The organism is Bacillus sp. Medicinal_06, from assembly GCF_056711665.1.
In genome coordinates this window covers 26,519-49,602 of sequence record NZ_JBWYHD010000005.1, presented here as the reverse complement: position 1 = coordinate 49,602, position 23,084 = coordinate 26,519, and the positions used below count along the sequence as shown (strand labels likewise).

21 protein-coding genes and 1 other annotated feature are annotated in these 23,084 nt (G+C 35.4%); of the genes, 15 read left to right on the top strand and 6 right to left on the bottom strand.

Annotated features, from left to right (window positions below):
* Positions 1-321 precede the first annotated feature (321 nt).
* From AC1M36_RS13150 to speB, 4 genes are all read left to right on the top strand, one after another.
* Positions 322-588: a CD3324 family protein gene (locus AC1M36_RS13150; protein ID WP_336451955.1), complete on the top strand. Its 267-nt coding sequence runs from the start codon at positions 322-324 to the stop codon at positions 586-588.
* A 139-nt stretch (positions 589-727) separates the two neighbouring features.
* Positions 728-1,366 carry a FusB/FusC family EF-G-binding protein gene (locus AC1M36_RS13145; protein ID WP_336451956.1) on the top strand — a complete coding sequence of 213 codons (639 nt, stop codon included), beginning with the start codon at positions 728-730 and terminating at the stop codon, positions 1,364-1,366.
* A 186-nt stretch (positions 1,367-1,552) separates the two neighbouring features.
* The gene (locus AC1M36_RS13140; protein ID WP_420792343.1) at positions 1,553-2,881 is read left to right on the top strand and encodes an MATE family efflux transporter; all 1,329 of its coding nucleotides are present in this window, start codon (positions 1,553-1,555) and stop codon (positions 2,879-2,881) included.
* Positions 2,882-3,112: 231 nt separating this feature from the next.
* Positions 3,113-4,057, top strand: a complete 945-nt coding sequence (gene speB, locus AC1M36_RS13135; RefSeq protein ID WP_336451958.1) for an agmatinase — start codon at positions 3,113-3,115, stop codon at positions 4,055-4,057.
* Between the two features lie 74 nt (positions 4,058-4,131).
* Here speB and msrA read toward each other — a convergent pair whose 3' ends face one another.
* Together msrA and AC1M36_RS13125 are read right to left on the bottom strand one after the other, a co-directional pair.
* The gene (gene msrA, locus AC1M36_RS13130) at positions 4,132-4,668 is read right to left on the bottom strand and encodes a peptide-methionine (S)-S-oxide reductase MsrA (protein ID WP_336451959.1); all 537 of its coding nucleotides are present in this window, start codon (positions 4,666-4,668) and stop codon (positions 4,132-4,134) included.
* A gap of 90 nt (positions 4,669-4,758) precedes the next feature.
* A complete protein-coding gene (locus AC1M36_RS13125; protein WP_336451960.1) occupies positions 4,759-5,517 on the bottom strand; it encodes an SDR family oxidoreductase in 759 nt (252 codons plus the stop codon).
* A 238-nt stretch (positions 5,518-5,755) separates the two neighbouring features.
* Positions 5,756-6,001: a binding site (T-box leader), on the top strand.
* Positions 6,002-6,465: 464 nt separating this feature from the next.
* Between AC1M36_RS13125 and ilvE the strand changes: the two genes are divergently transcribed.
* The 6 genes from ilvE to ilvA are packed head-to-tail and all read left to right on the top strand — an operon-like array spanning position 6,466 to position 13,384.
* Positions 6,466-7,365 carry a branched-chain-amino-acid transaminase gene (gene ilvE / locus AC1M36_RS13120; RefSeq protein WP_336451961.1) on the top strand — a complete coding sequence of 300 codons (900 nt, stop codon included), beginning with the start codon at positions 6,466-6,468 and terminating at the stop codon, positions 7,363-7,365.
* Positions 7,366-7,389: 24 nt separating this feature from the next.
* Complete coding sequence (ilvB, locus tag AC1M36_RS13115) at positions 7,390-9,114, top strand: acetolactate synthase large subunit (RefSeq protein ID WP_336451962.1); 1,725 nt, start codon at positions 7,390-7,392, stop codon at positions 9,112-9,114.
* On the top strand, positions 9,111-9,341 hold the full coding sequence (locus AC1M36_RS13110) for an ACT domain-containing protein (protein WP_336451963.1): 231 nt from the start codon (positions 9,111-9,113) through the stop codon (positions 9,339-9,341). Before ilvB ends, AC1M36_RS13110 begins: the two co-directional genes overlap by 4 nt.
* A gap of 15 nt (positions 9,342-9,356) precedes the next feature.
* Positions 9,357-10,379, top strand: coding sequence for a ketol-acid reductoisomerase (locus tag AC1M36_RS13105; protein ID WP_336451964.1), 1,023 nt, complete (start codon positions 9,357-9,359; stop codon positions 10,377-10,379).
* A 35-nt stretch (positions 10,380-10,414) separates the two neighbouring features.
* Positions 10,415-12,088 (top strand): dihydroxy-acid dehydratase, encoded by a 1,674-nt coding sequence (gene ilvD / locus AC1M36_RS13100; protein WP_431612897.1) that lies wholly within the window; start codon positions 10,415-10,417, stop codon positions 12,086-12,088.
* A 33-nt stretch (positions 12,089-12,121) separates the two neighbouring features.
* The gene (gene ilvA / locus AC1M36_RS13095; RefSeq protein ID WP_336451966.1) at positions 12,122-13,384 is read left to right on the top strand and encodes a threonine ammonia-lyase IlvA; all 1,263 of its coding nucleotides are present in this window, start codon (positions 12,122-12,124) and stop codon (positions 13,382-13,384) included.
* Between the two features lie 45 nt (positions 13,385-13,429).
* On the opposite strand, the gene AC1M36_RS13090 is transcribed toward ilvA, so the two are convergent.
* Positions 13,430-14,533 carry a CapA family protein gene (locus tag AC1M36_RS13090; protein ID WP_336451967.1) on the bottom strand — a complete coding sequence of 368 codons (1,104 nt, stop codon included), beginning with the start codon at positions 14,531-14,533 and terminating at the stop codon, positions 13,430-13,432.
* 355 nt (positions 14,534-14,888) lie between these two features.
* Here AC1M36_RS13090 and AC1M36_RS13085 point away from each other — a divergent pair, with 355 nt between their 5' ends.
* The gene (locus tag AC1M36_RS13085) at positions 14,889-15,596 is read left to right on the top strand and encodes a DUF554 domain-containing protein (RefSeq protein WP_336451968.1); all 708 of its coding nucleotides are present in this window, start codon (positions 14,889-14,891) and stop codon (positions 15,594-15,596) included.
* 64 nt (positions 15,597-15,660) lie between these two features.
* On the opposite strand, the gene AC1M36_RS13080 is transcribed toward AC1M36_RS13085, so the two are convergent.
* The 3 genes from AC1M36_RS13080 to AC1M36_RS13070 are packed head-to-tail and all read right to left on the bottom strand — an operon-like array spanning position 15,661 to position 18,015.
* Positions 15,661-16,392 (bottom strand): ABC transporter permease, encoded by a 732-nt coding sequence (locus AC1M36_RS13080; protein ID WP_479845947.1) that lies wholly within the window; start codon positions 16,390-16,392, stop codon positions 15,661-15,663.
* Positions 16,392-17,108, bottom strand: a complete 717-nt coding sequence (locus AC1M36_RS13075; RefSeq protein WP_431612899.1) for an ABC transporter permease — start codon at positions 17,106-17,108, stop codon at positions 16,392-16,394. The genes AC1M36_RS13080 and AC1M36_RS13075 overlap by 1 nt, the downstream gene beginning before the upstream one ends.
* Complete coding sequence (locus AC1M36_RS13070; protein WP_431612900.1) at positions 17,083-18,015, bottom strand: ABC transporter ATP-binding protein; 933 nt, start codon at positions 18,013-18,015, stop codon at positions 17,083-17,085. Before AC1M36_RS13070 ends, AC1M36_RS13075 begins: the two co-directional genes overlap by 26 nt.
* Before the next feature lie 177 nt (positions 18,016-18,192).
* On the opposite strand from AC1M36_RS13070, the gene AC1M36_RS13065 reads away from it, so the two are divergent.
* The 4 genes from AC1M36_RS13065 to AC1M36_RS13050 all read left to right on the top strand — a co-directional run bounded on the left by AC1M36_RS13065 (position 18,193) and on the right by AC1M36_RS13050 (position 22,963).
* Positions 18,193-18,735, top strand: a complete 543-nt coding sequence (locus tag AC1M36_RS13065; protein ID WP_336451972.1) for a response regulator transcription factor — start codon at positions 18,193-18,195, stop codon at positions 18,733-18,735.
* Entirely contained in the window at positions 18,695-19,078 is a 384-nt protein-coding gene (locus AC1M36_RS13060; RefSeq protein WP_336451973.1) for a sensor histidine kinase, read from the top strand. Before AC1M36_RS13065 ends, AC1M36_RS13060 begins: the two co-directional genes overlap by 41 nt.
* Before the next feature lie 13 nt (positions 19,079-19,091).
* On the top strand, positions 19,092-19,958 hold the full coding sequence (locus AC1M36_RS13055) for a GNAT family N-acetyltransferase (protein WP_336451974.1): 867 nt from the start codon (positions 19,092-19,094) through the stop codon (positions 19,956-19,958).
* A 473-nt stretch (positions 19,959-20,431) separates the two neighbouring features.
* Positions 20,432-22,963, top strand: coding sequence for a ThiF family adenylyltransferase (locus AC1M36_RS13050; protein WP_479845946.1), 2,532 nt, complete (start codon positions 20,432-20,434; stop codon positions 22,961-22,963).
* Positions 22,964-23,084 lie beyond the last annotated feature (121 nt).

Genomic DNA, 23,084 nt, shown 5'->3' with positions numbered 1-23,084 from the left:
CTCACATTGTCTTTAATTTCAATTCTTACGTATTATATCAAAATAAATGTATTGCTGCTTGTTTAAAAATCATTAGGATGCAAGAAAGAAAAAGTTGTCATATAATAAGAATCAAAAGGTATATTAGGAGGTGTTCATATGGCGATTACAACACAATTGCCAGACACTGCAGCGTCTCATGCAAAGCCAAGTATGGAAATGGCGATACTTTGCGTGAGGTAGACAAGTAATATACAATCGCCAAAATGAGCTCGTATCATTTTTTATATTTGGCTTTGCACCTTATTGAAATGAATCAGAAAAAATAAGGGGCGAGCAGAAATGAGATACGTAAAAGCAGCGGCTGTTTTACCAGAAAGCTTAATTGTAGAAATCCAAAAGTATGTCCAAGGTGAAACAATTTACATTCCAAAACAAGAAACTGCGCATTATAAATGGGGTACACGGTCTGGTGGAAGAAAGCAAATTGATACGCGGAATAGAGAAATTAAAGATGCTTTTAAAAATGGAACTTCTATTGATCAATTAGCGGAGGAATACTTTCTTTCTACGGAAACGATAAAAAAAATCGTGTATTCAAAATCATAATAAAAAGCACTGATTATTTGATTGGAAATAATCAGTGCTTTTTATGTATACTTTGTTTATGAACGGTTTTCGGCATTTTATAAAATAAGTGTATTGTATACAATAAAAAAAGATTAACAATTTGTATGGAGTGATAGCAATGGAAGCATTTATTAGAAGTGATCAATATAATTTTATAAAATTACAAACTCATATTTTAGCGCATGGACATGCCACGGCAAATGATAGAGGAGTTATTGCTGCTCTGAAGTCTCTCGCGATAGAAAAAGTGTTACATGTTTTTGAAAATCTTACCGATGAACAGAAAGAATTAATTGATACGATTTTGACGGTTGAAAATAGGGAGGATGCAGAAGCGTTTTTACTCAAGTTAAATCGATATGTTATTCCTTTTCAGGAAGTTACACCGCAAGCGTTAAAAAAATTATTTCCTAAAGCTAAAAAGCTGAAACTTCCTGAAATGGACGAAATAAATATGAAAGAAATGTCATATTTAGGTTGGATTGATAAAGGAACAGGCAGAAAGTTTATTATAGCAAAAAATAAAAATAAGCTTGTTGGTTTGCAAGGCACATTTCAAAGTATAAACAAAAAAGGCATTTGTGCATTGTGCCATGGTCATGAAGAAGTAGGTATGTTTCTAGTTGAAATAAAAGGGGATATACCAGGTACTTTTGTCAAAAAAGGGAACTATATTTGCCAAGATAGTACAGCGTGTAACCAGAATATGACTTCGCTAGATAAGTTACATGATTTTATTGAGAGGTTGAGAAAATAATTTACAGAGAAAGAGGTAACAAAAAAGATGATATTATTTTTTCATCTTTTATATAGAGAACTTTGATATATTCAGGAAACTTCTTAACAAAAGGAGCAATGAGGTTTGGAATCACCTATAAATAACACCCAAGAAGGTGTAGAATCACAAAATCAACAAAAGGAAGGGAAGTCGATATGGAAATCAATGTCCATGTTTTTAGTTCCCTTACTTTTAAGTAATGTATTACAATCAGTTGGACAGTTGTTTGGGATGGTAGTGGTAGGACGATGGCTTGGTGAACAAGATTTAGCTGCTATTTCAGCATTCTTTCCATTGTTTTTCTTACTTGTTTCGTTTGTAATTGGAATCGGATCTGGTAGTTCCATTTTAATTGGTCAGGCTTTTGGAGCGCGTAATGAGGAGCGTTTAAAGGCTATTGTTGGTACAACACTTACATTTACGTTTATCATAGGAGTTGTTTTGGCAGTAGTAGGAAGTGTATTTGCCATGGATATTATGCGTCTTATGGGGACGCCAGAAAACATTATTGGTATGAGTGTTCACTATGCACGTATTTTATTTATTTCAATGCCAGTCTTATTCTTATATTTTGCATATACAACATTTATGCGAGGTACAGGAGATTCCAAAACGCCATTTTACTTTTTAATAGTTAGTACAGTATTGAACATGCTATTATTGCCTATTCTTATTTTTGGTTGGTTAGGAATGCCGAAACTTGATGTTTATGGAGCAGCTTATGCCTCTGTTATATCAACAGTTATAACATTTGTTGTCATGTTGATTTATTTAAAAAAGAAAAGTCATCCATTGCAATTGGATGCGACAGTTCGGAAGTATCTTCGTATGGATTGGGATTTATTAAAGTTATTATTACGCCTCGGTATTCCTGCAAGTATCAATATGATTTTAGTTTCGTTATCTGAAATTGCCGTAATTGCATTTGTAAATCGCTTCGGTTCTGATGCGACCGCAGCCTATGGAGTTGTAAACCAAGTAGCAAGTTATGTACAAATGCCAGCGGTCAGTCTTGGAATTACAGTATCCATTTTTGCCGCGCAATCCATTGGTGCGAATCAATTTGATAGGCTGCAGAAAGTTGTTCGAGCAGGAATTGTGATGAACTATATTATTGGCGGTGTATTAATTGCTCTTATTTACATGTTCTCAAGAGAGGTCTTATCACTCTTCCTCACAAGTCCAGATACAATTGAAATTGCTCATAGTTTAGTTATGATTACGCTTTGGAGTTATTTAATTTTCGGTCATGCACAAATTATTGGTGCAACGATGCGGGCGAGCGGAACCGTACTATGGCCGACCATTATCGGCGTGGTATCGATTTGGCTTGTGGAAGTACCGGTTGCTTATTTCTTATCATACCATACGGATCTTGGTATAGAAGGTATATGGATTGGATATCCAGCAGCGTTTATTGTAAGTTTAGTTTTACAATATGGGTATTATAAATTTTCATGGCAGAAGAAAAGAATTACACGACTGGTTAGTTAGAATAGAAAGTAAAGAATGCTCCTGTTATGAATAGGGGCATTTTTGTTATATAAGAGTAACATTCTATTCAATAAGGCATGAATTATTCAATTGTGCATAGATAAAAAAGATGAACAGTAGGAAAAGGGTCATTTTTTACATGGCATAATTTTTGCATTGTAATAAAAGAAAATGTAATTAAGGAAAGTTTCTTTTGGATGTAAAAATCATGTTTAAAAGGGGAAATGAGGAATGAAATATCCATTAACGCCAGATGTAAAACCAGAATTTTGTACGACAGGTTCATTTATGAGATTGCCTTCAAGTCATGATCAAGCTAAGGTTGCTATACTAGGAATGCCATTTGATACGGCAGCTTCATTTCGCGTTGGTGCGCGTTTTGCCCCGCAAGCCATTCGACAAGCATCAATGACGTTGTTTCCATATCATCCAATTCACCATGTATATCCATTTGATGACACAAACGCGATTGATATTGGAGATGTTTCTGTCATCCCACATAATATTCATCGCAGCTATGATTTAATTGAAGAAGCTGTTTTTGGGTTAATGAAGCAAGGAATCATTCCAATCGGGCTTGGTGGAGATCATTCAGTTACATTAGCAAGTTTACGTGCAGCAGCAAAAGTTCATGGTCCAGTTGCGATGATTCATTTTGACTCACACACAGATACATGGGATACATATTATGAAGAAAAATATTGGCACGGTTCTCCATTTATTCGTGCACATGAGGAAGGGTTATTACAGCCAGATAAAGTATTCCAAATTGGAATTCGCGGAACATTGAATCATCCTGGTGATATAGATGCTAGTAGCGATTTAGGATATAACGTCATTACAACAGCGGAACTATGTAATCGTGGTTTTGAAAGCGTTCTTCAGCAAATGAGAGAAACGATTGGCGATACACCCTGTTTCTTAACATTTGATATTGATTTTGTAGATCCATCGTGTGCGCCAGGTACAGGTACACTCGAGGTAGGGGGATTTAATAGTCGAGAGACACTGAATATGGTACGTTCATTAAGCGGTTTTAATTATATTGGTTTTGACTTAGTAGAAGTATTACCGCCATATGATCAATCGCAAATTACGTCGCTTTTAGCGGCCACGCTTGTACATGATTTTGCTAGTTTAATTGCGCTGCAGTTGAAAAATGAAGTGAATAAGTAAAAAGATAATTATTATACTGAAATAAAAAAAGACCGATGAAACAATTTTTCATTGGTCTTAAAGGTGCTCATTTATTATTTTTGTTGCCAATTCTCTTTAATAAAGTCTTCACGGCCAGATTCTTTACGTTCCTGGGCATATTTCTCTGGATTCTTTTTATAAAAATGTTGATGGTATTCTTCAGCTTCAAAGAAAGGAGCCGCTGGACGAATTTCCGTCACGATTGGATCTTTGAACATACAGCTTTCTACTAGAGCTTGTTTTGATTTTTCAGCTAGCTCTTTTTGTGTTTCATTGTGATAAAAAATAGCTGTACGATAGGATGGACCGCGGTCAAAAAATTGTCCTCCATCATCGGTTGGATCAATTTGTGGCCAATATAAATCTAGTAATTTTTGATAAGGGAAAATAGAAGGATCGAATGTAATTTGAACAACTTCTAAATGTCCAGATGTTCCAGATTTTACTTGTTCGTATGTTGGATTTTTGATATGGCCACCAGCATAGCCTGAGACAACTTTTTGAATACCAGGTAGTTCATCAAATGGTTTTACCATGCACCAAAAGCAGCCGCCTGCAAAGGTTGCGAGTTCGTATGTTTTTTCTGTCATTGCTGTAATCCTCCTAAATAGATATGTTTTATCTAGTATTATATAAATTGTTTTATTGCGCAATAAAAAAGATTTGAAACTATATGTTTTTTATAAGCAAGAACCACCGCTCACATCAATTAATTGTCCAGTAACCCAGCGACTGTCAGGAGAAGCGAGAAATGCAGTAGTATCTGCAATATCTTCTACTTCTCCTAAACGGCCGAAAGCAGAGATTTCAGTTGCATAGCGTTTCATCATCGGATCACTTAGGAGTTCAGCATTCATATCTGTTTTAATAAAGCCTGGGAGTATCGCATTCACTGTTATACCTCTTGCTCCAAGCTGCTTTGCAAGTGTGAAAGTCATTGTGTTGATTGCTCCTTTTGTCATGCTATAGGCAACGAAATCAGGTAAAGAAATTCGTGTTGCAGCCGATGAAATATTGACAATACGGCTATTATCACGTAAACGCGGCAAGGCTTGTTGGATGATGAAGAAGGGTGCTTTTGTATTTATAGAAACGATTTGATCAAAAAAATCTTCAGTTGTTTCCTCGATAAAAGCTCCAGGTCCAATTCCAGCGTTATTTACTAATATATCAAATTGAGTCTCACCAGTGCGCTTTTGTAATTCGGAATCTAAAGATTTGTAAAGAGATTCTACACCATGCAATGATTCAAGATTTGCTCCAATAGAAAAAGCAGAACCGCCATTTGATTGAATTTCCTGCACTGTTTCTTCGGCATCACTTTTACGATTTCCATAATGAACAGCGACTAACGCACCATCGTTTGCTAAGCGTTTCGCAATAGCACGTCCAATTCCACGACTTGCCCCAGTAACCAATGCAACTTTTCCTTTTAACATATTCACATCATCTCCTTAATAAATTTACATATGTATGAAGCTGGCTTTTCTAACAGACAAGCCTTAAGTAATATATGAGTGTTGGATTGAGATTCATTCCTTTTTTATTTTGATAAAAATATTTAAATTATAAATTTAAAAAAATTCAAAAAAACATGTTGACAATGAAAAGAACAAAGTCCTATAATACGTGTAACAACTTAAAAGTTAATTAAGAATTTTCTAACTTTTATATATAGTATGTGCAAAGAAGAGGAAAGTAGATGATTATGATAGTTTCAGAGAGCTACCCCATGGCTGTGAGGGTGGTAACAATCGAATCATTGAAGATCACCTCGGAGCATCGCTTGCGAAAGGGAAACTGAGTAGAGAGCGGCGGTATCGTCTCCGGTAAATGGACGAGGGTCTGACAGGACCTATAGAGCTTATATTTCGTGAGAAGTATAAGGAAGCTGAGTGGTAACGCGAAACTCTCGCCTCAGCAATCAAAAACTACTATGATGTAGTAATTGATTGCTGAGGCGAGAGTTTTTACTTTAGAAAAGAGAATAGAAGAATGCAAAGAAGAGGAGAGTAAACGATATACATTGTTTCAGAGAGCTACCCCGTGGCTGTGAGGGTGGTAACAATTGTATCTGTTGAAGATCACCTCAGAGCACTGCCCTCGAAAAAACTGAGTAGAGAGCAGCGGGGTTGTTCACGATAAAAGAACAAAAGTCTAATAGGACTTGCAGAGCTTGTATTTCGCGAGAAGTATAAGGAAGCTGAGTGGTACCACGATTCCCTCGTCTCAGCAATGGATTGCTACACGTTTGTAGAAAATCGATTGTTGAGACGAGGATATTTTTATAATTAATTTACAGAAGATTTAGATAAAATGTTCTCTTCTCAGCAATCGATACAAAGATGGATTGCACATAAATAGATAAAAAAGAGGAGCGATGTAGGATGGGAAACCAGTATATCTATATGAATGGAGAATTAGTAGAAAAAGAAAAGGCTGTTGTATCTGTTTATGATCATGGATTTTTGTATGGAGATGGCGTATTTGAGGGGATTCGTAGTTACGGCGGAAATGTATTTTGTTTAAAAGAACATTTAAAGCGTTTATATGAATCTGCGAAATCTATTTTACTAACGATCCCAATGTCAATCGAAGAAATGGAACAAGCAGTTTTACAGACACTACAAAAAAATGAATATGCAGATGCATATATTAGATTAATTGTTTCAAGAGGAAAAGGGGATTTAGGGCTGGACCCAAGAAGCTGTACGAAACCAAGTGTCATCATCATTGCTGAACAGTTAAAGTTGTTCCCGCAAGAGTTTTATGATAACGGTCTTAGTGTTGTATCTGTTGCGTCTCGCCGAAATATGCCAGATGCACTTGATCCACGTATTAAGTCGATGAATTATTTAAATAACGTATTAGTAAAGATTGAAGCAGCACAAGCAGGTGTGCTAGAAGCGCTTATGTTAAATCAGCAAGGGTATGTTTGCGAAGGATCGGGAGATAACGTGTTCGTTGTGAAAGATGGAAAAGTAGTAACGCCACCTGCATATTTAGGGGCTCTTGAAGGGATTACAAGGAATAGTGTCATTGAACTTTGTGAAAGGCTAGGTATTCCTTGTGAAGAAAGACCATTTACTCGTCACGATGTATATGTAGCAGATGAAGTATTTTTAACAGGAACAGCGGCTGAATTAATTCCAGTTGTAAAAGTGGATTCAAGAGAAATCGGAAGTGGAAAACCAGGAGAAGTAACGAAACAGTTAACGGAAGAATTTAAAAAGTTAACGAGAGAGCGAGGAGTGCGCGTTCCGGGACTAGCAGAAAGTTTAGCTTAATGAATAGGGGAAGGAGTTAGTGAAATGGAAAAGCAACAAGCAGTGTGTGATGAAGCATATGGCGTAGAAATAAAAAAAGTAACAGGTGCCGGACATGTGATTCAATGTTTAAAGAAATTAGGTGTAACAACCGTGTTTGGTTATCCTGGCGGAGCTATTTTACCAGTTTATGACGCACTGTATGGCAGTGGCTTAAAACATGTATTAACGCGTCATGAACAAGCGGCCATTCACGCTGCGGAAGGATATGCGAGAGCTTCTGGAGAAATCGGGGTAGTATTTGCTACCTCCGGCCCAGGAGCTACAAACTTAGTTACTGGTTTAGCAGATGCGTATATGGATTCGATTCCTTTAGTGATAATTACAGGTCAAGTAACGACATCTCTCATTGGAAAAGATGGATTTCAAGAAGCGGATGTTGTGGGAATTACAATACCGGTTACAAAACATAATTATCAAGTACGAGATGTAAATCAGTTATCACGTATATTGCAAGAGGCATATTATATCGCTAAAAGTGGACGGCCAGGCCCGGTATTAATTGATATTCCAAAGGATATTCAAAATTCTATTGTAACGAACTTTTTTGAAGGAGAAGTTCAAGTTCCGGGTTATAAGCCACGGATTGACCCAGACAAAATGCAGCTGAAGAGCGTGGCAGAGGCAATTTCAAAAGCAAATCGCCCGCTCCTGTATATCGGAGGCGGTGTCATTCATGCAGATGCATCCGAAGAGCTTCTAACATTTGCAAGAGAAAACCGTATTCCAGTCGTTTCAACTTTAATGGGACTGGGTGCTTATCCACCTGGAGATCCGCTATTTTTAGGGATGCTCGGTATGCATGGGACATATGCTGCAAATATGGCAGTAACGGAATGTGATTTGCTTCTTGCATTTGGAGTCCGTTTCGATGACCGAGTCACAGGAAAGTTAGAACTATTTTCACCTCATTCGAAAAAGGTACATATTGATATTGATCCAGCTGAGCTTCATAAAAATGTAACGGTAGAATATCCGGTTGTAGGGGATGTGAAGCGGTCGTTACACATGTTAAGAAATATGAGAGTAGAGTGCCAAACTGATGCATGGATAGAGAGAGTAAGAGTATGGCAAGAAGAATATCCACTGTCATACGAACAACAGGGAGGAAAATTAAAACCACAACATGTAATTGCTTTACTAAGTGAACTAACAAATGGTGAAGCAATTGTGACCACAGAAGTCGGCCAGCATCAAATGTGGGCAGCGCACTTTTATAAGGCGCAAAAACCGCGAACATTCCTTACATCTGGTGGATTAGGAACAATGGGGTTTGGATTCCCAGCGGCAATCGGTGCTCAGCTTGCCTTTGAGGATAAGCCAGTTATCTGTATTGCGGGAGATGCTTCATTTCAAATGAACATTCAAGAATTGCAAACAATTGCTGAAAATAATATTCCAGTGAAAGTTTTTATTATTAATAACAAGTTTTTAGGTATGGTAAGACAATGGCAAGAGATGTTCTATGAAAATCGTTTATCAGAATCACAGATTGGATCACCTGATTTTGTAAAAGTAGCAGAAGCATATGGAGTAAAAGGTTTGCGTGCTACAAATTCGGTTGAAGCAAAACAAGTCATGTTAGAAGCACTTTGTCATCAAGGTCCAGTTGTTGTTGATTTTTGTGTAGAAGAGGGCGAAAACGTATTTCCAATGGTCCCTCCTAATAAAGGGAATCATGAAATGATTATGAAGAGGTGGGAAGAATGAGTCATACTTTTTCACTCGTTGTTAATAACGACCCTGGAGTTTTACTAAGAGTAAGTGGAATTTTTGCTCGGCGTGGTTATAATATTTCTTCTTTAAATTTAAATGAAGGAGAAAAAAGAGAGGTTTCGGAAATGAAACTTACAGCAGTTTGTACAGAAAATGAAGCGACACTGCTCGTAAATCAGTTAAAAAAGTTAATTGATGTCTTGCAAGTAAATACATTATAAGGAGTGTATGAAAAGATGAAAACATACTATGAACAAGATGCAAATTTAGAGGTATTAGCAGGAAAAACAGTGGCAGTAGTTGGTTATGGATCACAAGGTCATGCGCAAGCGCAAAATTTACGCGATTCTGGCGTTCATGTTGTAGTAGGTGTTCGTCCAGGGAAATCTTTCGAGGTAGCGAAAATGGATGGTTTTGAAGTAATGTCAGTTTCAGAAGCCGTGCGAACCGCAGATGTTGTGCAAGTATTATTGCCAGATGAACAGCAAGCACATGTATATCGAAATGAAGTAGAAAAAAATCTTCGTGAAGGACAAATGTTACTTTTCTCACATGGATTTAATATTCATTTTGGACAAATCGAGCCGCCAAGTTACGTAGATGTAGCGATGGTTGCACCAAAAAGTCCAGGACATCTTGTTCGCCGCGTATTCCAAGAAGGAAACGGGGTTCCAGCTCTAGTGGCTGTTTATCAAAATGCGACTGGAAATGCTTTTGATGTTGCTCTTGCATATGCGAAAGGAGTTGGCTGTACACGTGCTGGTGTAATCGAAACATCTTTCCAAGAAGAAACAGAAACAGATCTATTTGGCGAACAAGCTGTACTTTGCGGCGGAGTAACTGCACTTGTGAAAGCCGGTTTTGAAACATTAACGGAAGGTGGATATCGCCCAGAGATTGCGTATTTTGAATGTTTACACGAGCTTAAGTTAATCGTTGATTTAATGTACGAAGGCGGTTTAACAAATATGCGCCATTCTATTTCAGATACAGCAGAGTTTGGGGACTATGTAACAGGATCTAGAATTGTTACAGATGAAACGAAGAAAGAAATGAAACGGGTTCTTGCGGAGATTCAGCAAGGCGAGTTCGCAAAGAAATGGATTTTGGAAAATCAAGCAGGACGCCCTACGTATAATGCGATGAAAAAGGCAGAGCAAAAGCATCAACTTGAAAAAGTAGGGGCAGAGTTACGAGAAATGATGACTTGGATTCAGCAGCCTAATGGAAAAGAGTTAGTGAAAAATAGTAGGAAATAGATAAACGGAAATGAACAGGAAGGGATTTGAAAAAGATGAGAAGCGATATGATTAAAAAAGGTTTTGATAAAGCACCACATCGGAGTTTATTGAAAGCAACTGGCTTAAAGGATGAGGATTTTGATAAGCCATTTGTAGCGATTTGTAATTCTTTTATTGAAATTATTCCAGGGCATAAACATTTAAATGAATTTGGTCGGCTTGTAAAAGAAGCAGTACGTGCAGCGGGAATGGTTCCATTTGAGTTTAATACAATTGGGGTAGATGACGGGATTGCGATGGGGCATATCGGTATGCGTTATTCGTTACCAAGCCGTGAGATTATTGCTGATTCAGTTGAAACGGTAGTAAATGCACATTGGTTTGATGGGATGATCTGTATTCCGAACTGTGACAAAATTACACCAGGTATGATGATGGCCGCTATGCGTATTAACATTCCAACTGTATTTGTTTCCGGTGGTCCAATGGCTGCAGGGAAAACATCGAAAGGAGAAGTAGTGGATCTAAGTTCCGTTTTTGAGGGAGTAGGAGCCTATCAATCTGGAAGAATTTCAGAAGAAGAGTTAAAGGATATTGAAGATAACGGTTGTCCATCTTGTGGTTCTTGTTCAGGTATGTTTACTGCAAATTCAATGAATTGTTTATGTGAAGTATTAGGACTTGCACTTCCTGGTAATGGTAGCATTTTAGCAACGGATCCAAGACGGGAAGAATTAATTAAACAAGCAGCTGAAAAATTAAAAGTATTAATTGAACGCGATATTAAACCAAGAGATATCGTAACAGAAGAGGCGATTGACGATGCATTTGCATTAGATATGGCGATGGGTGGATCAACGAATACGGTATTACATACACTAGCAATCGCACAAGAGGCGGGACTTGATTATGATATGAGCCGAATCGATGCAATTTCAAGACGCGTGCCACATTTATGTAAAGTGAGCCCAGCTTCCAATTGGCATATGGAAGACATTGATCGTGCGGGTGGCATCAGTGCTATTTTAAAAGAATTAAGTAAAAAAGAAGGTGTCCTTCACCTAGATCGTATTACAGCTACCGGACAGACATTAGGGGAAAACATTGCCTATGCAGAAATTCAAGACAAAGAAGTCATTCATTCTCTTGAAAATCCTCATAGTGAAGAAGGTGGCCTACGTATATTAAAAGGAAACCTTGCAAAAGATGGTGCTGTCATTAAAAGTGGTGCAACAGAGGTAAAACGATTTGAAGGACCATGTGTTATTTTCGGATCTCAAGACGAGGCGCTTGCAGGGATTATGCTTGGAAAAGTGAAAAAAGGAGATGTTGTTGTTATTCGTTATGAAGGACCAAGAGGTGGCCCTGGTATGCCAGAAATGTTAGCACCAACTTCAGCAATTGCAGGTATGGGGTTAGGTGCAGATGTTGCACTACTAACAGATGGTCGCTTTTCAGGTGCATCACGAGGTATTTCAGTAGGACATATTTCCCCGGAAGCTGCTGCTGGCGGAGAAATTGCACTTCTAGAGCAAGGCGATATCGTATGTATTGATGTAGAGGAACGTTTACTTGAAGTGAGAGTAAGTGATGAAGAACTAGAAAAACGTAGAAAAGAATGGAAAAAACCAGAGTTAAAAGTGAAAACAGGATGGCTTGGACGTTACGCACAAATGGTAACATCAGCGAATACAGGTGCAGTGCTAAAAATGCAAAATCTAGATTAAATCCATATAAAAAGAGATAAGGAATGATACGAGATGGTGCAAAATGTAAGGGAGAGAGTAAAAATCGAAGATATTCTTGTGGCTCATAATCATATGAAGGATATCGTCAATAAAACACCGCTCCAAAGAGATTCAGTTTTATCTGAGAAATATGAATGTGACGTATATGTGAAACGGGAAGACTTACAAGTCATTCGTTCGTTTAAAATTCGAGGAGCGTACAATTTAATTCAAAGTTTATCGAAAGAACAATTGCAAAATGGGGTTGTATGCGCGAGTGCTGGTAATCATGCGCAAGGGGTTGCTTATACGTGTAATTTATTGAAGATTCAGTCTAAAATATTTATGCCGACAACAACACCTAAGCAGAAAGTATCTCAAGTACAATTTTTTGGCGGTGTTTATGCAGACATTGTGTTAGTTGGAGACACATTTGATAGCTCTTTCCAAGAAGCGCAGCGTTATTGTGAGGAGAATAGCATGACGTTTGTACATCCATTTGATGATCCATATGTAATTGCGGGCCAAGGAACGGTCGCTGTTGAAATTTTACATGATATGGAGAAACATGTTGATTACGTCTTTACAGCAATTGGTGGCGGTGGTTTAGCGTCAGGTATTGGTACATATGTAAAAGGTGTGAGCCCTGATACAAAAGTAATCGGTGTAGAACCAAAAGGAGCAGCATCGATGAAAGAAGCTTTTTTGCAAAATGAAAACGTCGCCCTAGAAAAAATTGATAGTTTCGTTGATGGTGCAGCAGTTAAAAAAGTAGGAAAACTAACTTTTGAAACTTGTAAAGAAGTACTGGATGATATTGTATTAGTTCCTGAAGGAAAGATTTGTACAACGATTTTAGAATTGTACAAGAAAAATGCAATTGTTGCGGAACCAGCTGGTGCTCTCTCCATTGCCGCACTCGATTTTTATAAGGATGAATTGAAAGGAAAAACTGTTGTTTGTATATTAAGTGGTGGAAACAATGATATTGATAGAATGCAAGAGATGAAGGAGCGCTCTCTCATTTATGAAGGGTTAAAGCATTACTTTATTATTGAATTTCCACAACGTTCTGGAGCATTACGAGAATTTCTAGATAAAGGTTTAGGCCCAGAGGATGACATTACTCGTTTTGAGTATATTAAAAAGCACAATAAAGAAAATGGGCCTGCGCTTGTTGGGGTGGAACTAAAACATAAAGAAGATTATGAGCCGTTAATTACCCGTTTTCAAGAAAATAATATTCAATTTATGGAGCTAAATAAAAATCCTGTTTTGTTTGATTTGTTAATTTAATATACAAAAAGAAAGGAAGCTTTTTAGTATAAAGCTTCCTTTTTTCTAACTACGTTTGTTTTTAATTGTTCCAGTTTCATCAATTTCTACATCAGTTGAAACGGTTTGTAAATATTGCAATGTTTTTTTCTTTTCCTCAGGAGTGACTGTTGAAATTTGATCATTACGAATGATGTAAGGATTAAATGACATTTGTACATCTTTTCCTTTAAAGGTAAGGGTTAATACACCTGTTTCAGCACTTTTTCCTTTTACATAGTTAGGGAACAAAAAGTTTCCTAGCGAATAAGCGACAGGGACTTTGTTGTAGTATTCAAATCCTTGTAACCAATGTGGATGACTTCCAACAATCGCATCAGCGCCAGCCTCAACCATTTTCGGAACATATTGTTTTTGATAATCTACAGGTCTATTTGATTTTTCAACACCCCAATGCATATATACAATCAGATAATCGGCATCTTTCTTTTGTTCTTGGATTGTTTTTGTTACTAGATTGATGTCATACCCATTTGCAACGCCTGGTTTGTCTTTACCGGCTACCCAGGTAAAGTCAGGCATAAAGCGTACAAAGGAAAGGAATTTGAATTTTTTTCCCTTTACTGTAATTTCCCTAGCTGTGTATGCATCATCCGTATTTTTTCCAGCTCCGATATAAGGAAGTTTTAATTTTTCTACGTGAGAGATCGTATCCATTAAACCATCCTGTCCATAGTCAAGGGTATGGTTATTACCAATATTCACAATGTCATAGCCTGTGTTTTTAATAGCTTGTAAGGTGGAAGGATCGCTTTTAATCCAGAATAGCTGACCAGGGATTTTTTTCTCTCGTGTTGTAAATGCAGATTCTAAGTTTATAAAGGAAATATCAGCTTTTGTTATTTCATCTTTTACATGTTGGAATGGATAATCAGCACCATTTTTTTGGATAGCGGGGCGCAATTGCCAATCGAACATTGTGTCTCCAGAAAATGTAAGCGTAATTTCAGGATCTTCTTTTTTCTTTTTTTCGTCTTTCTTTGTTTTTTCTTTTTTACTTTCTACTCCAGCTGCATCTTTTGCCTTTGATGTAAAGGAGTTATTTATCAATAAAACAATCGGTGTAATAAGAATTACTATTAAAATAAATCGTTTAAATAAAGTTGTCATAGTTATCTTTCCTTTTTTCATTTTATATAATGACTGACTTTTAGAAAATCCTTTGATAAGAGTTTCATATAATAAGTAAGTAAGTAAGTAAGTAAGTAAGTAAGTAAGTAAGTGCTTAATCGTTTATGTATGCTAGACATGATATGTAGGATGAAAGATGCTTCTGTTAGATTATAGGTATGTATTGAGAGCTCATCTCATAGTGTATGCAATATTACGGTAACATGAAACGATGAAAGAATACAATACATAAGTAAATTTCACTTACAAAGTTTCGAGAATTCTGTTAAAATTTCTTGTATTTTGTTGTATGTTAGATATGAAAATAATGGTTGAAGAGGATGGAGAAAACATAATGGTTATATTAGGAGCAGTCGTGAACGGAATTTGTATCATAATTGGTACTATATTAGGTAAACTATTAAGTAATATTCCAGAAAGTATGAAAGGGACAGTGATGCATACAATTGGTTTAGCTGTTACTGTACTGGGTCTTCAAATGGGATTGAAAAGTGAAAACTTTCTTGTTGTCATTATAAGTCTTGTTATTGGTGCAGTGCTTGGAGAATGGCTGGAGTTAGAAGAGAAGTTAAAGAGTTTAGGAGATTGGTTAGAAAAAAAGGTTGGCTCAAAAGGGGAAGGTAGTATATCTCTCGGATTTGTAACAGCGACACTCATCTTTGCTATTGGAGCAATGGGAGTACTGGGAGCTTTAGATAGCGGTATCCGGGGGAATCATGATGTACTGTTTACAAAAGCAATTATCGATGGATTTATTTCTATTATATTAACGACAACGCTTGGAATAGGCGTACTATTTTCAGCAATACCAGTTATTTTATATGAAGGAGGTATTGCAATTTTTGCAACGCAAATTAATAGTTTTGTACCAGAGAAGCTAATGAATCAGTTTATTGTCGAGATGACTGCGACTGGTGGGATTATGATTTTCGCAATTGGACTCAATTTACTTGGTTTTATTAAAATTAAAGTAGCGAATTTATTGCCGGGGATATTAGTAGTTGGAATAATTGTTTCTATTATGTATGGATATCATTTGTAGGTTTAGTTATGTTGAATAGCCCGAAACTATTTTAAATAGCTTTGGGCTATTGGTATGTGAAAGGTTAATATGCTCTTTTCATAAAATGAACGAATCCGCCTATAAATAAAATAACAAAGCTACCAATTACGACAAATACGAGTGTTTCAAAAGAAATATAAAATAGTTGTGAGTCCTCTTTAGGAAGCATAGCTAGAAATGGTTGTGCCCATGGATAAAAAGGACCAAATCTTTCGGAATTTGCAATCATTAGAGCTGGTATAGAAGCTATAGCATTTAAAGCAATCGGTGCAGCAAAACTGGACCAGATGGTTGACACCCATAATTGTAAAGCAATTAGAGGTAAAGTGGCGATTATCCCTCCTGTAATACCTTTAAGTGTAGGAATAAGTGGAAAAGGACTAGATAAATGCAACAGTTGTCCAACACTAACATAGCTTATGATGAAGAGAAGTTGCATTGTACCTACAAATAAAAGAATAAAGAAAAATTTTATGATATAGGTGTGATACCTTGCTATTGGTTGTACTAAAAGTTGTTTCCAACCACCGTTTGAATGTTCATATCGGCAAATATATGCAGTGAAAATACCTGTTAATAATGGGAGAAGTAACGTGCCATGCACCACTACCATGATATTATAAATTAACTCCCAATGTTGTTTATAATCGGGATAGTTCGAGGCATTCGCATAAGCTATTACTCCTGCTAAAATTGGGCTTAAAAATAGTAATGCCCATATTTTAGTTTTTTTTATTTTATAAAATTCAGCTTGTATACTTTTAAGCCAAAGCATTATTTATGCACATCCCTTCTAGTAAAATCGGCTGTTTCAATACATAACATACATATACCAACGATTAGACCTATTGCTACACATAGAAATGGGGGTCCCCAGTCAATGTGTAGGCTTGGCCATCTCCATATAAACCAATTGGGAAGCGCTACTGAAAACATAGTGAAAATAGTTCCTAAAAGTCCGGTTGTAAATGCGATACTTTGGTTTTGAAATATGATGGCAATCCATAATTGAAGAGCTACAATTGGTAGTGCCGACCAGTAAGGATAGAAACTTATTTTAAATATAGAAAACCATGGAATTGAATCATCGAATTGTAATGTTAAACCCAATCCAACTATACCAATCAATAATAAAGAACAAGAAACAGTAAGTAGGAAAGATACCAGTATGAATTTTATTAGAAAAATATGTCGCTTATTAATAGGTAAGGATAAGAGGTGTTTCCATGAACTAGAATGATGCTCTATGTGAGCGATTAAAGAAGTAATAATAGTAGTACCTAATATCAAGGTTACTAAAGCAAGAGGTTGAACCTCAGAAAGAAGACCTCCCCATAAGTCTTTCGCATATTTCTCTGTTAACCAATCATAGCGGAGAAAAAAGTTACATGCTTGAAGGGAAATAACACCTATTGGTCCTAAAAAGATTAAAAACCAAATCCACTTCCTTTTTATTTTTAAAAACTCAGATTGAAAGAGGCGTTTGTACATGTGTCTCTTCCTCCTTTATAAGCTGTAAGAATATCTCTTCAAGTGACTTTTTATTTTCTTCAATTCGAAATACAGAAATGTTATGTGTTACAAGTATTTTTACAATGTTGCTAATAGTTTCATTTGAGACGTTTGATAGAATAATTTGTTTTTCCTCTTGTATAGAAGGAATCCCTTTAGAGAGAATGAGTTTCCAAGCTGAATCTGGTTTGTCTGTCATAAGTGTAATAGAACGATGAGCGTGCTGACGCAATCTTCCTATTTTATCTTGAAAAATAAGCTTGCCTTTTGCAATGATTCCAACATAGGTTGCCATTTGATCAATTTCACTTAATAAGTGACTAGAAATAAGGATGGTAATCCCTCTTTCTTTCGCCAGTTGTTTAATTAGCATACGAATTTCGTGAATCCCTTCTGGATCAAGTCCATTTGTCGGCTCGTCTAAAATTAATAGCTGCGGATCGCCAAGTAAGGCAATGGCAATTCCTAACCGTTGTTTCATTCCTAATGAATACTCTTTTACCTTTTGCTTGGCAGCATGTTGTAAACCGACAATCTGCAGTACTTCCTCAATTTTTTCTTTCGGAGCATTTCTCAAAATCCGGTAAACTTCTAAATTCTCAATGGCATTTAGATGGGCATAATAAGATGGGTTTTCAACGAGAGCTCCAATTTTAGATAATATAGATAAACGTTCTTTTGCCAAATCTTGTTGAAATATCTCGACATTTCCTTGTGTTGGCTTAATAAGGCCTAATAGCATGCGAATGCTGGTTGTTTTACCAGCTCCGTTAGGCCCGAGAAATCCATAAATCTCTCCTTTTGGAATTTTTAAATCTACGTTATGTACTACATAATCATTCCGATATTTTTTTGTTAACCCAGTCGTTTTCAAAATATAAGTCATGTTCCTATCACCTCAAATGAAGTATAGGAAATAAAGGTTAATGATAATGTTAGAAGAGTTTAAGTTTTGTTTAAATTTATACAGTATCCCCTAATTTTGGAGTGTACTAGTTTTCAAATTGTGTAGTATTCCTTATGATGGAAGAGGAGGGTTAAATTTATATATGAAGGTGAAAAAATGACACATATTTTGTATGTTGAGGATGATCATGAGATTGGAGAATGGGTCAAAAGAGAGTTGAAGAAACAAGAGTATGAAGTTACATGGTTTACTTCAGAGAAGGGTACGAATGAAGTATGTGAAATCGCAGATGTCATTGTTTTAGACGTTATGCTGCCAGGGCTTGATGGTTTTACGCTAGGTCAACGTTTTAAACGGGAATACCCAGATATCCCGATTATTATGCTAACTGCAAGAACAACATTAGAAGATAAAATATATGGATTAACATTTGCTGATGATTATATAACAAAACCATTCCACCCAAAAGAGTTGATGGCACGTATTGAAGTTTTATTAAGACGGTACAACAAAGATGGAGCAGAAGTGCAGCATGTGAAACATTTAAAAGTATTTATGAAAGAATACCGGATTGTTGAGACAGACACGGATGAAGAACTTACTATCGTATTCATTAATAACGGCAAGAAAATATCCGTATCATCCAGAGCAAACGGAAATGACACGTTTAACGAGAAAACTTGTTGCATCATGGTATGATATATTAGATGAGAAAGGCTTTGAGATTGATATTGTGATTCCAGAAAAGCAATTATTTTGGAATATCGATGAAAATTGGTTTCAAAGAATTATAGATAATGTAATTCAAAATGTAGTTAGGCATGCAGGTGATGGGAAATTTATAGGAGTATATGTAAACCATGAGGAAAAAACAATTACAGTTGTTGACCATGGGCCAGGTTTTCAAAATGCTCATTCGCCAAACAAAGGTGTAGGAATTGGATTATCCATTATTGCTGTTATGGCGAAAGAGATGGATATTGAATGGGATATTGATTCTGATAATACGGGAGCTAGGTTTACATTTAAACAATTACTATAAAGGAAGAATACATATGAAAGAATTTAAGTTTACAAAACGAGTAAATAGGATTTTTCAAATTGCAAGCAAAGAAGCTGAATACCATGAGCATATTATTCAACCCCTAGATTTATTTATAGGGGCGTGTAAAGAAGGAACAGGAGTTTGTGGTGAATTGTATATGTATTTATTTCATTCTATAGGAATAGATTTTGTAGCGAAATTCAAACAATTACAACAGACGGAATTTCAAGATAAAAGATATATAGAAGTACAAGAGTACAATGTTTCTTATAAGACAATGGAGATATTACAATTAGCTAAACGTAAAATGGAAAGGTTTAATCAAGTATATGTAAATGAAGGACATATTGTAAGCGTAATCCTTCAGCGAGATGAGGAGATTCAAAATTTAATAGGAGAAGATATGAGACAAAGGATTTTACACATTGTTTCCGTACCAAGAGATATGACTGTAGATTTGAAAAATTATAAAATACCGAGTATGGATGATTTAATTTGCAATATTAATCGGGCAAATCAATCTGATTTGGAAGAGCTTCTTCAGTTTGTTATGAATGAATTTGGCGAAAGATGGTTCGGAACGGTGAATAAAGGTTTTCGAGAATATAAAGAACCGCCAATTTACATTGCAAAGAAAAATGAAACGATAATTGGTTTTGCCTGTTATGATGTTGTAAGAGGAAAGAAAGGGCTATTTGGACCAATGGGAACAGCTAAAAATCATCGTGTAAAAGGTGTGGGAAGAGAACTGTTACATCGATGCTTGTCTGACATGAAGCAAATTGGTTATGAATATGCAATTATTGGTCAAGCAGGTCCACTTGAATTTTATGAGGAAGGCTGTCAGGCTCAATTAATACCAATTACAATAACGTAATTTTATAAGGTTTTAATCAGTAAAGGAGAACGACTGATTAAAACCTTATTTATATTTAATTGAATTTTTGCCCTCTAAGTGTAAATAAGAATATTGGTAGTAAAATGTTTTGGAAATATTATATTTTCAGAATAAAATATTTCACTTGATAAAATATAAAACATTCTTGTTTCAACGGTTTGTGACTGGGAAATAAATGGTAAATCAGGAGAAGTAATAGACATGAGAAAACATTTTCTCAACATCTGAAAATTCCGAATACGTTAAATTAGGTTGAGGTATCTAGGTAATTATTGTTAATATACCCTTGTATTACCAATTTGTGAAAAAAGGGGGTATTCAAATGAAACTAACTGTGAAAATTAAAAAAGCTACGCAACGAGATAACCAATGTGTTTGTTTGTTATTATGCTAGTTTGAAAAAGAAGAAGGTGTGTAAACACCTTCTTTTTCAATGAAATGGGGAGAAGAATATGAGGTTGAAAACAAGTTTGAATTTTAGGGGATATCCTAATAAAAATGAAATTGTTTATTATGACGGAGAAGAGCGAATTATTGAAGTAAATGAGTTTCAAAAACTATGGTCATTATTGAAAGTTTTAGAAAATCCTTCAGGAGATGTTCGTGAACAAATACATGAATGGAAGAACAGGAATGGAATAGATGATGAAGAACTACAAAATATTATTCAGTTTATAAATGAAAATCAACTTCTATATGAAAAGCGTTGCGATGGAGATAAAGAAGAACTGTTATTTAATCTAAGAAATTTTAACTATTTCAGTACCCACGATCGTACGAAACATGCAGATTCAATTGTTCATAAGATGAAGAAAGTAAAGGCTATTGTTATCGGAGCGGGTACGATTGGGGCAACATTATGCATGACGTTATCAAAACTTGGAGTTGGGGAGATTATTGTAATCGATTTTGATACGGTTCATCCTAAAAACATTAGAGCGCAAACTATTTTTCAAACAAAAGATATTAAAAAGAAAAAAATACATGTTATTCAAGAGAGAATAGAAAAAATAGATCCGTATGTAAAAATTCAAGTATTTGATAAGAAAATAGAGACGCTTAACGATTTATTACAATTGCAATTAAGTGAGGTAAATTATATTTTTGGATGCTTTGATGAATCTTCGTTACAGCTACATAAAGACATCATGAATTATTGTGATGAAGAGGGAATGAAGTATTTTTTAATGGGGTATCATAATGATTTTGTAAAAGTATTGCATATAAGTAATAGCAACGATGCCACTTCAATACTAGAGAAAAGCTTTCAAAATTATGATACAGAATATATCATTCGAGAAAATAGAGGAACGATTATTCAAGGTTTAGCTGTTTCACTTATTATTAGTCGAATTTTATTTGCTGATATAACGGATGATGAGTGTGCAATGAAAAGTGTATATAGCTTTGATTTTATAAACTTTCATATGTCAGCTAATGATAAATTCATTCCCCACAATCCATTTATTCATTCACTGCAAACCATTATGCCTCTGCAACAAGAGAAATTAAAGTGGAAAATAGAGGAACTTTCCACTTTAATTTCTGCTGAAAATTCTATACTTCCAAAAGTAGTTGAAGTTGACCTTTTATGTATGCATCAAATTTTTGACATTTTACTTCATATGAATCAATTGTCGATATTGCAATTAGAGGAGCAGTATAATAATTTCGTTCAAATTTTACATAACATAGAGGGACAGAATGGGAATACAGCAGAGTATGAAAGGTATTTACAAATTATTCGCGAGTTTAAAATTGTCTATCAAGGTGAGACGTATACAATATCTGAAGTTTTTGGCATGATGCATGAATTGAAGGATTATGAAGAAAAGAAAGAAGTGCAGAAAAAAGTTTACGAGGTACTAAGTAGCAAAGGAAATGAAATTCTTCAGTTTTTTACAAAGAGTAAGCAAGCGTATTTGTCTTTGGAAACACCTGAATACTATATGGAAGTATTGGGAGTTGGAAAAGAGACATTACATACATTTGAGGAGAAATTACAGGAGAAATTCCATACTCTTATTACGAAAAGTTTATCGATTATATTTCCAAATTCAACAGGAGAAATTCAAGCGGATTTTTTAGCTTATAACCAAGAAGAACGAAGTGTCATTTCTATTGATGAAGCAAAAGAAATAATGCTCAGTAGTTTAAAACAAATCGGACAAGAACGCTGGATTAGTCATATTGAAAGAATGTTTCAATATAACCTTGTACAAGTCTACAATGAAATTGAAGTGAATAAAACATACTATTTTCCAAATAGAAAAGAAAGTAGAATCTTGTTTAACTATCATGAAGATGTAGATAGTTTATTTATATTGTGTCATGAGTTAGGGCATGCATATTTTAATCAAAGTTATGAACATACATTCTTTGATGATAGTACTCAATTATTAAATGAAATTATGGCATACTACTTTGAATTTAATTGTGTTCAGGCAATGTTACAGAATAGGGACATAAGTTTAGAATTAAGGCAAGAAATTGCAAGTCAGTATGTAAAAAGAGTACATCAAGTTGTCTTATCTACATATGGGGTTCATTTATTCGAGACGAGTTTAATACAACATGTTCAGAAGTATGGAGAGATTTCCATAACAGACTTTTTAAGAATTCGAGAAGAGTATGACCAACATCCATTTTTTAAAGGTATAGAGTTTAAAAATGAAACATACTCCTATTTAAATCCACTTTTGAAAACTTCATTTATTTTTGAATTTGGGGATCATGTTTTACCTCCAATTGCCTATTTACTTGCAATTGGCTTATGCTACGAACAAGACGAAGTAAGGATTCCGAAAGACATTCAAATGCAGGAGGCTTTATTAAATGGAGTGTATCGTACGGAAGAGTTTTTAGGTTATATGTCAAATGGAACAACTTATGGTGAATTTATGGAACAAGCTATTCATAAATTGGTACAAATTTTGAATCAACTCGAATCGTTCATGATGGAAGATGTAGTACATTCTAGTTAAAAATAAAAATTGCTAATAAAGGTATACCCTTATTAGCAATTTTTATTTTTGTTTAAATTTTCTTTAAGCACATGACGTTTAATCTATGAATCATATTGCTAAACTTTTTAACAAAAAGGGT